The 18,407-nt window shown below is 31.9% G+C and carries 5 protein-coding genes; all 5 read right to left on the bottom strand.

Annotated features, from left to right (window positions below):
* Positions 1-11 precede the first annotated feature (11 nt).
* Genes B9N79_RS09130 through B9N79_RS09110 form a run of 5 tightly spaced genes read right to left on the bottom strand, consistent with a single transcriptional unit; the run spans position 12 to position 18,338 of the window.
* On the bottom strand, positions 12-3,134 hold the full coding sequence (locus tag B9N79_RS09130) for a cyclic peptide export ABC transporter (protein ID WP_052264273.1): 3,123 nt from the start codon (positions 3,132-3,134) through the stop codon (positions 12-14).
* Between the two features lie 16 nt (positions 3,135-3,150).
* Positions 3,151-7,635, bottom strand: coding sequence for a non-ribosomal peptide synthetase (locus tag B9N79_RS09125; protein ID WP_046217181.1), 4,485 nt, complete (start codon positions 7,633-7,635; stop codon positions 3,151-3,153).
* Between the two features lie 20 nt (positions 7,636-7,655).
* A complete protein-coding gene (locus B9N79_RS09120; protein WP_082023599.1) occupies positions 7,656-11,885 on the bottom strand; it encodes a type I polyketide synthase in 4,230 nt (1,409 codons plus the stop codon).
* Positions 11,886-11,887: 2 nt separating this feature from the next.
* A complete protein-coding gene (locus B9N79_RS09115; protein WP_046217180.1) occupies positions 11,888-17,629 on the bottom strand; it encodes a non-ribosomal peptide synthetase in 5,742 nt (1,913 codons plus the stop codon).
* A complete protein-coding gene (locus B9N79_RS09110) occupies positions 17,622-18,338 on the bottom strand; it encodes a thioesterase II family protein (protein ID WP_040057780.1) in 717 nt (238 codons plus the stop codon). Before B9N79_RS09110 ends, B9N79_RS09115 begins: the two co-directional genes overlap by 8 nt.
* Between the last annotated feature and the right edge of the window lie 69 nt (positions 18,339-18,407).

The following is an 18,407-nucleotide window of genomic DNA, read 5'->3' as shown; positions in this document are numbered from 1 at the left end:
GTCAATTCCCCCTAATAACTAAATTTACTTTTGCTCCTTGACTCTTCCTCTAGCATGATTTGGCCTCTTTCCATCTTTATAAGCTGATCAGCAACATTAAAATAGCGGTCATCATGTGTAATAGCTATAATACATTTCCCTTTCTTTTTTAATTCGGGAAGAAGGTTCGTATAAAAAAAGTGCCTAAATCCAGGATCTTGATCGGCTGCCCACTCATCGAATAAATAAATTTCTTTGTCCTCAAGATAGCTAATAAGTAGAGCAATTCGCTTTCTTTGTCCTGTTGAAAGCTTTGTGGTACTGAGCTTTCCACCTCTAACATCAACCTTTTCTTCTATATTTAATATGTTCAAGTATTCCCTAATAGTGGATTCTTCTTTACTACAATCAATCCCATAAATCTTTTGAAATAAATAGTAGTCACTGAATATCGCAGCGTATAACTCACTCAATTCCTCTGTATCAACCTCTTGATTATTCACCTTTATCTTTCCTCTTGTAGGAGAATAAAGACCTGAGATAAGTTTTGCTAAAGTAGACTTACCGCTTCCATTCCCTCCTGTAATAAAGGTTATCTGTCCTGATGTAAACTCACAGGTTATGGGCCCTACTTCAAATGAGTCTCCGTCACTACTTTCATACGTATATTCAACACTATCAACATTTAACTTCACATTGGAAGCACTTTGAAATTTATCTATTGATCTACTAACTCGACTTTCCGGGTTGTCCAACTGTTTAGAAAAGTTGTTAATACGTTTCCAGTTAATTTTCATTTGAATTGCGTTAGGTATAGCGTTAAGTATGCTGTGGATAGGTCCTGTCATATAAAGAAATACAAAAACATAACTTCTAAGGAGTTCACTTTGCACATTACCAAATAAGAGTGGAAATAGGAAAGTAATAGCCCCAATTACTACAACAAATAACAGCTCTCCTATAATAAAAACATTAGCAAACTTAAGGCCTCCCTTTGTTCGCTTAATGTTGTATTGATGACAAGTACCTTCCATATCGTTTCTAAACGCAATTCTTTTATTTTTATCGATATTTAACTCTTTAAACCCTCCTGTTAAATCATTAATAAATTTAAAGAATATGTTCTGTATGTTCCTTGTTTGCTCCCATAATTTATTTGCAGATTGTCCGGCAAAGTAATAGAAAGTTGCTGCAACAAGTATGACTCCTATTGATAATAGTAATCCATAGATGTTAATGACCCCGAGATATACTAAACAACAAACTAACGTAATTGAATCTGTAATACCCGTAATAATAGATGGAGCATGATTACTTATTGATTCAGTATCATTGTTTAATGTTGATTGGATTTTTTCTGTTTCCATCTTTTCTACTGTCTCGTAGGGAGTGTTTAGAATCTTATCTAACAATTCAGTCCTTTTTTGGTAAATGAAATGGTTTGTAAGAGTTATTAAATGGGTTCGAACAATCTTTTGAGTCAAAACATACACAAAGATTCCTAAGCCAAAATAAATAGCTAATTTAGTTCTAGAGTGATCTGTTTGGTTTAATGATTCATTTATTATGAATATAATTACCGCATTTCCAAAACCACTTATAACACTTAGTATCAAAAGAGAAAAGAAATTTTTATTGTTCTTTTTTGAAGGAAACATAATTGTTAGAGATAAATATAGACAAAATAGAACACTTCCTATAAATATAGCAATAGTAGCAAATTTCATTGTTATAGGGGCCCAAACATCGATAAATCCCCAATCAACCCCATTAAAGAAAACTGAAGGAAAAGCCATAATTGCATAAATTTCTAAGAGCAAGAATACTAATGTAGCAGAAGGAACACCAAGCCTCTTCATTCTGGATTCTTCAAGAACTCTCTCTTTTCTTATCCATTGCATAATAAGAGTAAATAGGAAGTAACAGGTACTAACTATAAAAGGAATAAGGAATAATAGAAGCGTAAATGAGAAAGCATCTACTGTTTTATAAATATCTTTCGTTTCCATTACCGCTTCTTTTTCTAAAAGTATATCCAGTGATCCTTGTCCTATATTTTGTACTATATCTGAGTTTATATTAGCCATTACAGCTACACCTAATTCTTCGCCAGGACGGAATACTGCAAATGAAGAGAAGTTAGGATTACTACCTGTATGCGAAAACTCACCACTCCCTTTTTGAGCAACCTCCCATCCACCAGCATAAGAAGTTCCATCACTCGAAGGTGGAATGGATCTATTCGGTATATGTGTTTCTTTTATCGATTGCTCAATGTTGGGGGCTGTATCAAGAGTCCCTAATTGTAACTTTAACCATTTAGCCATATCTACTCCATTAGAGGTAAAGTATCCTGCTGGAGTGTTCCCTCTATAAGTAGGTGCATCAAACTTAAGCGGCTTTAGAAAACCTATTTTGTAGCCTTGCGCCATCTCTTTTTCGTGTACTGTATTTTCAACTAAAAAAGTATTATCTAATCCAAGAGTTCCCAAAATATTGTTATTCATATACGTTTCAAATGACTGTCCTGTAACCTCTTGAATTACTAACCCTAAAATATTATAGTTCATACTAGCATACTCAAAACTTTCACCTGGATATGTGTTAAGTTTTTGATTCCTTAGATTTTTAACTGTAGTTTCCAGAGCTGTATCTTTCGTAGATTCAGGTATGTCTTTCACAGTAGAAAAAGGTATACCACTTGTATGAAATAGAAGTTGATTTATAGTTATGTCAACTTCTCTATCAACCTTTTCCCCCTTATACTCACCTTCATATTTCATATCAAACCATGGTAGATACTTCTTTACAGGATCATCTAATTTAATTTTCCCCTGATCAGCTAGTTGATGTATAGCTAAAGAGGTAAAAGCTTTACTATTTGATCCAATTTCAAATAACGTATTTTTTGTAACAGGCTTTTTTGTTTCCACATTCGCATAACCAAAACCTTTTTGATAAATTACGTTCTTACCATGAACAATTACTACAGACAAACCCGGAATCCTACCTTCATCCATTTGCTCCTCTATAAAAGAATCCAGACGTTTCTCATGTATTGCGTAATTATCAGCAGCCTTAACTATCTGATATGGAACAATTGATAAGGTATGAAAAAGAAAAACGAGAAAGATTATAAACACCTTTAACTTCATTATTATCTATCCTTTCTCATTCCATATTGAAGATACTTTCAAGATCCTTATTAGAAAGGTCAATAGTATCGAAGTCAGATGGTGTAAAATCTCTATTATCAATAGAGCAACAGTGTGAAATTATTCCATTCAATTCTTTTACGTATTTTTTAATTAATGTACGAATCGACGTAGATTCGAACTTTTTACGACTATAAGTAAACGAGAATGTAAGTTTTTTGTTAAATACATAGCTATTAATGTCTATTAAACTGTCGAGCTCGTTAGTCTTGCTATTTTCCGCTCCCGATTCTTCTTCTATAAAATTAAATAGCTTATTAGAGAAGATAGAATCAAAGTCACCAAGATAATTGAAACGGATTAACTTTTTAGGGTGAAAGTTTATTTCTTCAGATAAATATTTTAGTACACCATGACTCATTCCTTTATTTGGAACATTGCGGAGTTGTTCTTTTAAGTTTTTAATATTGTCTTGTAAATTACCTTCTTTCACGTTTAATACAACCGGATAGAGGCTAGTAAACCACCCTACTGTAGTAGACACGTCAATATTTTCTGAAATTTCTTCACGACCATGACCCTCTATTTCTATTACTACATTTTCTTCACGCATATATTTCGATAAAGCCATTGATAAGGCAATTATCATTAGCTCAGAAGCTTTCGTATTGTAGGTTTCATTTGCCCTGTTTAATAATTGAAAAGTAGTACTCTCTGCTAAACTCTCAGTTACAATCTCACAATCCTCTAATAAATCTTTACCTAGATTAAAATCATTTACTTGTTGATTGTATGCTTTACTTGTGTAAACTCCACTCCAGTATTCTTTTTCTTCTTGTGATATGTTTTCACTATATAATTTTAAATGTGAAGCCCACTCTTGAATATTATTACTAACTGGCGGTAAAAAAGCCTTTTTACCACTTTCAAGTTGCTTATGAACTTTATAAATCTCTTCCAGAATGATCCTCCATGAAACTCCATCAACAGCTATATGATGTGCTATAAGAAGAATCTTCACGTTCTGGTTTCCTAATTGAAGGATGAGCGCTTTAAATAGAAAATCTTTCGTAATATCTATAGTTTTCTTCGCTATTTCTCCAATTTCTACTACTCTTTTCATTTGCATATCTACAGACAAATCTTTTAAATTATGGGTTTCGATATCTAGTTTGTGTTCTATATAGTTATCATTAAAATAGAAAGTGTTTTTTTGTTTATCATAATTTAATCGAAAGGAATCATGTCTATTTACAACATATTGTATAGCTGGTATTAATAATTGCATGTTTTCTGTACTTGATAAGTTTAATAGTACAGATTGTGTATAGTGATTAATGTTGTCTAATTGTCTCTCAAGAAACCAAGAATGAGCTGGAAGTGGTAACAACTCTCCATAACATGGGGAAGAATCATACTTAAAACTCTTCTTAGCTTTTTCTAAATGTAATAACATATCTTTCATAATTGGGTTTGCTAAAATATCTTTTATTTTTATTGATAACCCCTTTTCACTTAACTTAGAAGATAGTTGTATGGCTTTGATAGAATCTCCACCTAAGTAGTAAAAATTATCTGTCATTTCAACATTTTCTACATTTAATATGTCAGAGACAGTATTTAAAAAGGCCTCACTACTCTCTATATTATTAGAAATATTATCATTGTAGTTCTTGATCTTTGGTAATGCTTGTCTATCTACCTTTCCATTTACAGTGAGCGGTATTTCGTCTAGTTGTATATAATAAGAAGGAATCATGTACGTAGGTAAGCGTGACTCTAAAAACTCAACTAAATCAGCAGAGGCTAACTGAGACTTTGCAGTAAAATATGCACACAGATATCTATAATGGTTTTGATCTTCAAAATCTATCACTATAGTATCTTTTATTTCGGGATACTGCAGTAGTAGGTTTTCTATTTCAGTTCTTTCAATTCTAAATCCTTGAAGTTTAATTTGATCATCTTCCCTACCCAAATACTCTACTGTGTATAAATCAATGAATTTAGCTAAATCACCTGTTTTATACATACGATCGTTATTAGAAAAAGGATTATTTATAAAACGTTCTTCTGTTAATTCACTCCTATTTAAGTATCCTTTAGAGACTCCAGCACCTGATATATATATTTCTCCTTTCTCTCCCATTGGCACAGGTTGAAGGTTAGAATCTAGGAGGTATATTTCAGTATTTTGTATTGGTTTTCCAATGGGGACAGAAGTTCCTTTATCTTGAACAACGTTAAATTCATGAATCATACATCCTACTACAGTTTCACTTGGTCCATATTCGTTAAATATTTTAACAGAGGGTCCGAACTTTTCTTGAATTGCTATTGCCAAACTTGTAGAAAAATTTTCTCCTCCTACAATCATTGTTTTTATAGTTGAGTAGTTTGCATCTAAATCTAATAAAAGTGTCAAGTGTGAGGGTGTTAATTTAATTATGGTTGCTTTTTTATCTTTAATAACCTGATGTAACACATATTCATTCTCATTTTGTGGATAAATAACAATTTGATTACCAGATATCAGCGGAGGAAATATTGATGTTATTGTAAGGTCAAACGAAATAGAAGAGTACAAAGGAAAAACCTCTTTCCTACACCCAATATACTCTTTTACAGCCCAAGTAGTATAGTTAACCAAACCTTGGTGAGTCACCATAGTTCCTTTTGGTTCCCCAGTAGATCCAGAAGTGTAAATGATATATGCAAGATCCTGAGGATCCACACTTACATGTAAATTCCCAGCATTTCCTATGTAAATTTCTTTTGAATTTACATTAACTATATTGATTTGTTTAGGAATGTCCAATTTATCTACATTTAGGTTAGTTAGTATAAAAGATAACTTAGAGTCCTCTATCATATAGTTAATCCGTTTAGACGGAAAAGTAAAATCGATGGGTAGGTAAGCGCTCCCTGTTTTAAGTACAGCTATAATCCCTATAATGGTTTCTATTGAATGTTTCATTAGAATACCTATTATATTGTTACGGGTAACACCTGACTTAATCAAATACCTTGCAAGTTGATTTGATTTACGATTTAATTCTCTATAAGTGATTTTCTCTCCTTTCATATCTAATGCTACTTCTTCTGGAGAGACTTTAACTTGTCTTTCAAACAGCTCATAAATTGTTTTACTTTGTGGATATTTCACTGCCGTCTTATTATATTCATACAACATTTTATGCTTTATTAAATGTGGAATAACTTCAATGTCATTAATAGTTTTTTGAGGCGAATCAATTATTTGATCTATAAGAAAGAGTATAGATTTGAACATCATTTCTATCTGAATATCACTATATTTATGAACTTTGTAATCTAAATCCAAATTGAATAGGCCTTCAGACCATGATCTAATAACCATTTGTAAATCATATATTTGTGTACCATTATAAAGTTCTTTATTTTCTATTTGTAGTCCGTCTAAGTTTGTTGGAAGATTTGTATTATAGTAATTAATGCATATGCCGAAAAGGTCACCATACCCTTTTTTCTTAAGTTCCAAATCTTGAACGAGTAAATCATATGGGTACTTTTGGTTAAAGTAGCAATGAGTCAAATTTCTATTTATATCTATGAGAAGCTCTTCAATAGATAAGTAATCGTCTATTGTATATCTAAAAGGCATAGTACTAGCTAACATTCCTACAATATCCTTCTCTTTCTTGCCAAAACGATTTAATACAGGCATTCCTATCGTTATATCACGTTCCCTTTCTGTTTTATGCATATATATATAATAAAGAGCTACAAAGAAAGAGTATTCAGAAACATCTATTTTTTGCACGAATCTCTTTATCTTTTCGGATTGATTATATGAAAGCTCGTATGACCGCCTCTTTCCTTCAGCGCTACTTAATTCTATTTTTTCACTTCTGTCTGGTAGCGGAGTAAACTTGCTATTCCAAAATTTTTTATTTCTTAAAAACAGTTTAGATGAGATATATTCTTTTTCCTTTTCCAAAAAACAGTTATATTCCGTACGATTTGATGGAGAGACTGTCACATTGTTAGTAAGATTCACATAATGTTCCGCTATATCTTTAGTCATTATATTCATTGACCATCCATCGGACACTATATGATGAACCTTTATAAAGTAGCCGCTCTCCCTACTATCTTTAAGAGTAAATATATGAAATTCGTATAAATCACTATCATATAAATTAAAGGGAATACTAGATTGCTGCTTGACCCACTGATCTAATTCTTCATCATTATTAAACTCATGAAGTGGAAACGAAGAATGTTGGTATTCTTTAATATATTGATTTATATTTCCTTCTGTTTCTATAAAACGATGACGTATCCCACTGTTAGTTTCTATAAAAAAGTTTATTGAAGAGTTAAGGGAGGTAAAATCTACTTTCCCTTTAATTTTAACTACTCCTCCAATATTATGAACTGATTGATCTGGATTAATTTTTTCTATATACCATATCCTTTTTTGAGGATGTGATAGGTGAAAAAGTTCTCGTTCCTTCATATCATCACCACATTTCTAAATTAATTAGGGGACAAGTTAATTTTTTTACTCGTATTCATCATTTTTTCTATTAGACAACTTTCTATTCCCTTCCATTTAAAGCCGTTCATTTCTAATAACATATTCGTTTTTTTAGAAGCAATGTGAAATATTGTTTCATTTATATCCTCGTTAAAAGATAAGTCACTTCCAACACCATGTAATTGTAGATTGTAAATGTATGATTTATATTGTGACTCGTTTTCTTTATCAAATATATAGTCAACAAAATTTTCAAGAGATGTTTCTTTGACGTCAAAATTCGAGTCGAGTGACGTTAATATATCCGAAAAGCTAATATGTTCAGGATTATATATGTGGAATGTTTCATTCATTAAAAACCTTTTGTTAAATAAACATATAACAGCTTTACTAATATCATCTACGTATGAAAGGTCAGTATCCTTTTTCATTCTAGGAACCATACCAATTTCTATATAAGAATTTAATATAGAGTATATAGCGTTTTGTTCAGCGTTGTCTTGGAATTTACCGCTTACTGAATCACATACAATATTTCCAATTCTAAATATTTTAACATTTAACCCGTCTATTCTTGCTTTAAATAACTGTTTCTCCGCTTCGAGCTTTGTCTTTGGATAAGGATTTGAAATCTCTTGTCCTAAATTTCCATCGTTCTCTGTATAAAATATATCCTTTTCATCAGGAACAATACCTGACGCTACAGCTAATGTTGACATATAGTTGAAATCTTTCATTTTTTCAGTAAATGAAAAATCAATAAGATGATTTGTAGCTAATACGTTAGCCTTATAAGAGTTATGATAATTACCAAAATGACTTACATCTCCAGCTGCGTGAATTATACTTTGGATTTTCCCAGCAAGATTAGAATAACTAACTTCACTCAGACCCAGCTTTACCTCTGTTAAGTTTCCTACATGAACAATAATTCTTTTTTCATACTTTTCATATAAAGAAAGACCAAAATAGGATGTTACTTTTTCCTTTATTCGCTTTATTGCTTTATTTAGATTGTTAGCTCTTACTATCACATGCACTGCTGCCTCTGTATATAGCAATAAATCTCTTAGTAAATATATACCTAAGTAACCAGTACCACCTGTTAAAAGAATATTTTGATAATCTAAACAATCTATAGTAGGTTTAAAAAATGCATATTTATTGTTTTCAATTTCATATATGCGTTTTTTCTCTGTAATTTTATCTAAGCTACCTTTAATAATATGATGACGTTCTCCTCTATTTTTTAAATACTTAACTACTTTCTTCCTATCTATTACATCACTGTCTTTAAAATTTATATTTCTAGCAAGATCCGAGACTTTAGGATATTCAAAAATTTTATTAATTGAAATGTCTAAATCAGTTTGTAACCTAGATACAGCATTTACAGCCGTTAATGAATCTCCTCCCAATTCAAAAAAGTCATCATGGGAATTAATAGACTCTACTCCTGTTACTTCTTGATAAACCTCAATGATTCTATTTATTTTATTTAAATAACCAGAATTCTGCTTGTTCAGTTTTTGCTTTTCAACTTGTTGGTCTTTACCTTTTATAACAGTGTCTTCAAATATATCCTTGTTAGACACACTGTAATACTTCCGATCAAAAGGATACGTGGGTAGTGGAATACGACCTCGATTTTCACAAGAAAAATAGTTATTCCAATTAACCCCAACTCCATTTGTATATAATTCTGCTATATTCCTAAGAAGAAAATCATTATCATCAACCTTTAAGACTGAGTGACGCATTGTTACTGCCATTTGAGGAATATGCCTTTTATTAATATTTTTCCTTAATATTGTACTTAGAGACCTACCTGGACCTACTTCAATATAAATATTTTCCTTATCTTGCAGAAGTTCATTTAATCCTTCTGAATATTTAACGGTTTCTCTTAAATGATCGACCCAATAATTTGGATTTAAAACCTCTTCTTCAACCCACTTACCTGTGACATTTGATATAAAAGGAATTTTAGGTTTGTCTAATCTCACTTCCTTAACAATTTCCTTAAACTCTTTTAAAATAGGATTCATCATTTTTGAATGAAAAGCGTGTGAAGTGTCTAATATTTTAAACATATAATTCTTTTGTTCGAGCTTAGATGTAAACATATCAATTGCCTCAAAAGAACCTGAAATAACGAAAGAAGAAGGGCTATTTTCTAGAGCAATAGATACATCACTATCCATCAAAGGTAAAATCTCTTCTTTTGAAGCAACTACATTTACCATTTGTCCTTCAGGTAACGATTGCATTAAAGTTGCACGATGATACACAAGTTTCAATCCATCTTCTAATGTAAATACTCCTGATAGACATGCTGCTACATACTCACCAAGGCTATGTCCTATCATGCTTGATGGTTGAATCCCCCAGTGCATTAACAACTTAGCCAACGCATATTCTATAATGAACATAATAGGTTGTGTAATAGCCGTTCGATTGAGTTCTTTCTGATAGACAGCGTCCAGTTTTGAAGGATATAAAATGCTTCTTAAAGCAATTCCACTAAACTCTCTGTAGATTCCTATACATCGGTCAACTTCATCTTTAAATATCTTTTCTTGTCTATAAAGATCCAACCCCATATTGATATATTGATTACCTTGACCAGGGAACATAAACACTACTTTTTTTGGGGTTTTATCTTCGTACATATTAATAGGAAGATTATCCAAATTTAACTCTTCTAGTTTTTTTAGAGCTTCTTCTCTATTTGAAACTACCATTGTTAATCTATATTTAAAATTTCTTCTTCCTTTGATTAGTGTATAAGATAAATCCCCCATATCTACTAACTCATTTTCCATTAAATACTTCGTTAACCGTTGGATCTGTTTTTTAAAAGAAACTTTTGTTTGGGCTGAAAGATAAATCATCTTGTATTTCCTTCCATATCCCCCAACATGGTTTCTTTGAGCTTCTTCTAAAACAACATGGGCATTTGTTCCCCCTATGCCAAATGAGCTAACCCCTGCTCTTAAAGGATAAGTTGTATCTTTTAAGGAAGTAAGCTCCTTATTTATATAAAAAGGGCTATTAGAGAAATCGATATTCTTATTTGGGTTGTTAAAGTGTAGCATAGGCGGGATTACTTTCTCTTGTAGAGATTTTGCTGTCTTAATAAGTCCTGCAATACCTGCTGCGTTGTCTAAATGCCCGATATTTGACTTAACAGACCCAATTCCACAAAAAGACTTACGATTTGTATTAAAAGCAAGTCGCAAGGCTTCTATTTCAATAGGATCACCTAATTTCGTTCCAGTGCCGTGAGCCTCTACATAAGAAATACTTTCCGGCTCAACTTCAGCAATGTGATGAGCCTGTTTAATAACATTACTTTGTCCTTCTATACTTGGCGCAGTATAACTAACTTTATTTGCCCCATCATTATTTATAGCTGATCCTTTAATCACAGCATAAATATGATCTCTATCAGAAATTGCCTCCTCTAGACGTTTCAATACAACAAAACCTGCACCATTTCCATTTACTGTTCCATTTGCTTCATTATCAAAAGGTTTGCATTTTCCATCTGGAGAAAGAATCATTCCATCTTGATACTTATACCCCTTTATCTCAGGTAAAGTAAGTGATACTCCTCCCGCTAGTGATATATCACAATCACCACTTAACAAAGCTTGTGATGCCAAATGAACAGCAACTAAAGAAGATGAACACGCTGTTTGAACAGTATAACTTGGCCCTTGTAGATTTAACTTATGGGAAAGTCTTGTACTAAAAAAGTGTGAACTATTAAGAAGTTCTGCTTCTTTTAAGAAATCTTTAGAATTCTTATATAGATAATCCATCCAATATAAGTTGGTAGAACCACCTATATAAGTTCCTATCAATCCTTCAAATTCTTCAGACGAATACCCGCTATTCTCCAAAGCCTCCCATGCACATTCATGCAGCAATTTCAATTGAGGATCCATTAATTGTGCTTCCTTTGGGGAATAATTGAATATATTTAAATCAAAATGCTGGGTCTCTGTAATAACTCCTCCTGCTTTTACATAGTTTGGATCGGATAGAGTTTTCTGATCAATTCCTGACTTCAATAATTCTTTATCAGAGAATCTCAATATAGATTCTTTCCCTTCCTTTAAATTCTTCCAAAAAGAATCTATATCATCTCCTCCGGGAAATCTACAAGACATTCCTATAATTGCAATCTCCAATCCATTCTCTACCCTTTCCTTTTCTTCCATTCTCATTCCCTCTTTCTTGATCTTCTTTTCAGTAATCTATCTTTAGAACTTTCACGTATAAATTCTCTATTTAGTGCGTTTCCTCTTTCTTTTTTTTCTTCCTGTTCATACAGCTCCTTTGCTAACGAGTAAATGGTATCGTATCGAAAAAGAGTAACAATATTTATCTCCATATTTAACTCTTCCTTCAATTTTTCATTTACTTGGACCACATTTAAGGAGTTTCCACCCAGTTCGAAGAAATGATCATGCCGGCTGATTTCTTCAAGACATAATACTTCCCTCCATACTCTAGAAATAATTTCCTCAATTTTTGTAGAAGGAGATTCATATTCTATCTCTGAAGCAAGGTATTTTTCGTCCTTTCTCTCTATCAAATATTTCAAATCTAACTTATCGTTACTCATCAAGGGCATTTTATCTAGTCTTACAAAATGTGCAGGAATCATATAATCGGGTAAATTATCCTTTAAAAATGTTCGGAGAGTTGTACTAGATATACTTTCTTTTGACGTCACATACGCACATAAAAAATAATCGTTTTGATTTGCATTTTTTTTTGCTACTACTGCTGCTTCAACAATATTAGGATGTTCAAGTAAGACCGTTCTAACTTCGTTTGGCTCAATTCGTATGCCTTTTATTTTAACTTGTTGATCTAACCGTCCAACATACTCAATATCTCCATTCGGAAGCCATTTCGCTAAATCCCCAGTACGATACATTCTTTCTTCTACAGGATTGAATGGATTTAGAATAAATTTATTCTTTGTTAGATCTTCCTTACCAATATATCCTCTCCCAACCCCACTACCCGCAATACATAACTCTCCTATTACACCAATAGGTACCGGAGAAAAATTTTTATCAACGATATAGGTTTTATAATTTCTCAAAGGCTTTCCAATAGGAATTGAAGCTTCGTTACCTTTTTTGCAAGTATAATAGGTTGCATTGATGGCTGTTTCTGTTGGTCCATAAATATTTATTAAATCTCCGATGTTGCATTTTTCTAACAATTCATAGCATATTTTCTTTGGTAATACTTCTCCTCCTAGTATTACCAATTTCAAAAAGTAGTGAGCATCAATCCATTTCATAAAAACACTTATATGACTAGGAACTGTATCTAAAACGTCTACTTTATTTTGGACAATATAATTCCACAGTTCTTTTGGATGAGATATTACCTGATTTTCTGGTATAAATAATACCCCCCCTGATACCAACGGAAGAAAAATTTGCTGAACAGCGGCATCAAAATTAAACTTTGCTAATAACAGATGATGTAAACCAGGTTCTATAGGTAAACTATCTTTTAATCCCTCTAGTTGATTAACAATATTTTGATGTTCTATCATTACACCTTTTGGATTCCCTGTTGTTCCCGATGTATATATCACATAGGCTAAATCACTAGGTTCGTTCATAAAGTTTAATTTACTATTATCTTCAGCTTCATAAGTTTTAGGATTTAATTCTAAAACCTTAGTATCTATTAAAAACTGTTTAGATGAACTATTTTCTGCAAGTACAAACTTACATCCGCTATCTTTCATAAGATATTTAATATGTTCTTCCGGAAACTTTGGATCGATAGGAAGGTATGCTCCTCCAGCCTTGAGTATACTAAGTATGCCAACTATCGATTCAACATTAGGGAGAGAACTAATCCCTACCACATTTTCCCTCTCTACGCCTTGCTTTTGTAGATATCGTGCCAACTGATTTGATTTTCTATCTAATTCTCTAAAACTAATGCTTTGTCCACTGTATACAAGTGCTGTAGCATTTGGTGTATTCATACATTGTCTTTCAAATAGTTCTTGAAGAGAGCTGCCTTTATAATAAGAATGCGTATTGTTAAAATCGGTTAATAGTTTATATTCTTCTTGTGAAGATAAAATATTTATATCCTTTATTTTTTCATCTGCATTTTCAGTCACCTTGTTGAGCAATTGAACAAAATGATGAGCTAAACTTTCTACTGTTTCTCTTTTAAAGAGCTGCGATGCATACTTGAACTTTATCTCCATTTCCTCTTCTTGAACATATACATCAATGGACATATCAAATTGAGACATTCCACTATCCAAAGGATAGTTGGAGTAATTTAAAAGCCCGTTTCCATCTATATTTTCTTCTAATTCAATATTCTCTACAGAAAATATAATATCAAACAATGGATTTCTTCCTGTTTGTCTTGAAATTTTCAGCCGATCTACTAACAATTCAAAAGGATAATCTTCATATTTTATGCTATTAATTACGTTTTCCTTTACATCTTTTAAAAGATTTGTGAATGATTTATTTTCTTCAAGACGGTTTCTGAGGGCTAAAGTATTCACAAACATACCTACTATATTCTCCAAACCCGAATGAAATCTGCCTGCTGTTGGTGTACCAATTGTGATGTCATTCTCTCCCGTATGTTTATAAATTAATACATTTAAAGCGGCTAACATTAACGTGTACAAGGTAGTTCCATTATTTACTGCTAGTTGTTTCAGCCTATATGCTAGTTGAGGTTCTATATTTAATAATAGTTGGTCTCCTAAAAGATCTGGGGTTGCGGGACGAAGATAGTCTGTGTTTAGTCCTGAATTGGGATTATAATCATGAAATCTGCTTAACCAGTATTGTTCACTTTCTTTGAATTTTGCTGTTTGCACATAACTTTCTTGCCACACTGCATAGTCTTTATATGTTAAATTCCGCTCAGCTTTCATAGATTGATAATTATTGTAGTATTTTATAAAATCTTGCATAACGATTTTCATTGAAATACCATCAAAAACTATGTGGTGAACATCAGTGAATAAAAGATGTTTATTTTCACTCAAGCGTATTATTTTCGCTCGAAATATGGGACCACTTTCTAAATCAAAAGGTTTAATGAATTCTTTGAGTTGATTGTCTAGATTTCCCTCAAAGTTTTCTATAAATTCTATATCAACAGTAACCTCTTGGTTGATTTTTTGAACAAGATCCACGTTCTTAAATGAAAAAGACGTTCTTAACGCTTCATGTTTACTTACCATAAATCGAAGAGCTTTTGTTAATAAATTTTTTTCTACCTGTCCTTTTAAAATAGTTGCTGAAGGTAAGTTGTATGCAGTAGATTCTTTATTTAGTTGCCATAATACAAATAGCCTTTTTTGCTGAAAAGATACTGGATAATAATCTCTCAAAGCAGTCCTAGAAATGCTTTGTTTCTCTCCATGTCTTTCATTACTTGCTAAATCTGCTAACCCTTTTATCGTCGGATTACTAAAAATGTCACTTATTTGCAAATCTATTCCCAACTTATGATTAACTTTTAAAATGATAGAAGCCGCTTTTAAAGAATGACCTCCTAGTTCAAAAAAATCATCCATAGAGCCTACGTTCTTCACTCCTAGGATTTCTTCCCAAATTTCAGCAATATAAATTTCTGTTTTCGTTTCAGGTGCAGTGTATAATAAATTATTTGTAGTTTTAATGTTTGGTGTTGGGAGACTCTTTCTATCTACTTTTCCATTCTGATTTAATGGAAGTTTTTTCATACGAGTAAAATATGAAGGTACCATAAACTCTGGAATATTCTCCAGTAAGAACTTTCTCAAACTTGGATAAGAGATAGACTGCGGTGATGTAAAATAAGCACTTAACGCCTTTGAACCAGATACGTCGTCTATAACAATAACTACTGCTTCATCCACATCTTGGTGCTTTGTTAAGTAGTTCTCAACCTCACTTATTTCTATACGATATCCTCTAATTTTTGTTAGATTATCTTGTCTTCCAATAAACTCAATGTTTCCATCTGGTAACCATCGAGCTAGATCTCCTGTTTTATAAGCTCTTTTTTCTGTACCCAAAGGAAATTCAATAAACTTTTCGTTGTTTAACTTTGATGAATTATTATAACCTAATGAAACACCCGCCCCACTAATTAGCACTTCTCCTACAACACCTATCGGTAAAACATTTATATTTTCATCTACAATAAATAACTCCGTATTAGTTATAGGTTTTCCTATAGGAATATTTGTTTTTTGTATATCTTGGGTATTAATTCGATAAGAACATGCTATATCAGTGCATTCCGTTGGTCCATAAGTATTCACTAACTCACATTTATTTTCACTGTGTTCAAGTAAAGGTTTGATTTTCTTAGTGTTAATAGACTCTCCTCCAAGAAAAGCATACCTTAAAGAAGTTAGCCTAGAAAAGTTGGTTTCTTCATTATAAGAGACGATAGGATAAAAGCCGCTTGGTGTACAATTTATAATTGTAATTTTATTTTTTTGAATATAGTTAGACATATTGTTATAGTCATAGGCACCTGATTCGAATATATGGAGACAACCGCCTAAAACTAAGGGGGCAAAGATGTTTTTATGAGAAGTGTCAAAACTTATAGGAGCAATCAACAAAATATTATCATTCTGGTTCATATCAAATTCTTCAGTATACCAAGTTAACAGATTCAAAAAGGAATCTTTTTTAATCATCACTCCTTTAGGTTCACCTGTACTACCAGAAGTATATAGAACGTACATTAAACAATGAGGTGAGACATTCACTACTGGATTTTTTTCTGCCTCAGCATCCGAACTTTCATTTAAAACTTTGTCTATATCGCAATGTTTTACATTTAAAGTTAAGTTATTTAAATCACTACTTTTTTTCACAAGATAACTTAACTCAGAATTATAAATTAACGATTTTATACGTTCATTTGGATAATTAGGATCTATTGGCATATAAGCTGCGCCAGTTTTTAAAATACCTAAAGTCACGATAGGGAGCTCTAAACATCTATCTAAAACTAGGCCTACTATACAGCCTTCCTTCACTCCCTCTTTTATTAACCTATTTGCTAATATGTTTGCTTTATTGTTTAACTCTCGATATGTCATTTTCTTGTCCTTAAAGACTACTGCCAAGGATTCAGGGTTTTTCAAAACTTGTGATTCAAACATTTCTATTACTGTATTACGAGCTACAGTTCGACTTGTATCATTGAATATATGACTCATCATTTCTTTTTCTTGAGGGGATGTGATTTCAATACTATAAATATTCCGATTAGGATTCTCAATAACTGCTTGAAAAAACCTATTTAACTGTGCCCATAATCTATCAATGTTTTCCCTACTATTTCCTTTATATTCAATATTGCAACTAATTCCTACTTCATTAATTTCAAATTGAAAAGAAGTGTCAGGATGAATCGAAGTATCTATGTGACGGCTGTTGATATTTTTTAAACTTACAATTGTGCGCGGGCTTGCATGTAATCCTATATGCTCTTTTACTGTACTAATTGATATATGTTGGTTGTTGTTAGAATTATAAATTTCCTCTTTAATAGATAACAAAAGGTCTTTAACTGTCATTTCCCCCTCAATTTTACTTCGAAGGATTAACAATTGATTATGCGTAGTTGTGCTACCAGGTGAATTTATTACAGGCGTACCAATACAAATATCGTTAGAACGAGTATATATAGACAAAAGATATTTTATCCCACACGTTAGCAATATATATATGCCGTATTCAGAGTGGTTACTTATTTTCATTAATTCTGCAGAAATGTTTGCAGGGATTGTATATCGGAATTCTCCTGATTCATTCGTATAATTTGTATTTCGATAATATGAAAAACTACTCATATTAATATCGTCTGTAAGTTTATTAAACCAATATCTTTCTCCGTCATTGAACTTTTGACTGGTATCGAGGAATGTACTATTCATAATAATCTTCTCCTCTAACAATTTTTTGATTAATATAATCGATCACTTCAAAAAATTTATCGTTGATAAAAAAATGTCCCCCTTGAAATTTACAAATTTGCGTTTTCTTAGTTGTGAAATTGGACCACCTCATCATTTCTTCCTTTGTCATGTTATCTTCTGTACCATACATTACAGTAATGTTAGATGTTATTTTACTGTTCATTGATTCAAACTTATATTTTTCAATTAATTTAAAGTCTGATCTTAAAATGGGAATAAATATATCCATCAACTGTTTATTTTCAAATACTTCTCTAGGCGTTCCGTTTAACTTTTTTAATTCTTTTCTAAACTTCGAATCAGGTAAATTATGTATCTTACGCATTCTAATCATGTCTGGAGGTCTAATACCTGATATAAACATATGAAGGGGTGGTTTATAACCATTTTCAATCAATTTTCTACATACTTCATATGCAATTAATCCACCCATACTATGACCAAAAAAAATATAATCATTGTCATCTAGCTGTGAACTTATTAATTTACATATATCAGTTACAGCTTCATTCATGTTATTGTAAAAAGGTTCATTAAACCTTTTTCCTCTACCAGCGTAATGTATAGGTTTTAAATCAAAATTTGCAGATAAAGGTTTTTTCCATTCGTGAAATATAGAACCAGATCCGCCAGCGTAAGGAAAGCAAAAAAGTGTGATTTTATTCATAGCAATGCACCCGCACTTCAAATTTAATGTTGTTTATGAACAAATATTTCGTGGAATTTTAATGTAATG

Source organism: Priestia filamentosa (genome assembly GCF_900177535.1).
Taxonomy (GTDB): Bacteria; Bacillota; Bacilli; order Bacillales; family Bacillaceae_H; genus Bacillus_I; species Bacillus_I filamentosa.
The sequence above is the reverse complement of the archived record's forward strand: the minus strand, read 5'-3'. Positions and strand labels throughout refer to the sequence as shown.

Bases quoted from the DNA above. Each gene is read 5' to 3' on its own strand.
- B9N79_RS09130 (WP_052264273.1), bottom strand. From the start codon at position 3,134: ATGAAGTTAAAGGTGTTTATAATCTTTCTCGTTTTTCTTTTTCATACC.
- B9N79_RS09125 (WP_046217181.1), bottom strand. From the start codon at position 7,635: ATGAAGGAACGAGAACTTTTTCACCTATCACATCCTCAAAAAAGGATA.
- B9N79_RS09120 (WP_082023599.1), bottom strand. From the start codon at position 11,885: ATGGAAGAAAAGGAAAGGGTAGAGAATGGATTGGAGATTGCAATTATA.
- B9N79_RS09115 (WP_046217180.1), bottom strand. From the start codon at position 17,629: ATGAATAGTACATTCCTCGATACCAGTCAAAAGTTCAATGACGGAGAA.
- B9N79_RS09110 (WP_040057780.1), bottom strand. From the start codon at position 18,338: ATGAATAAAATCACACTTTTTTGCTTTCCTTACGCTGGCGGATCTGGT.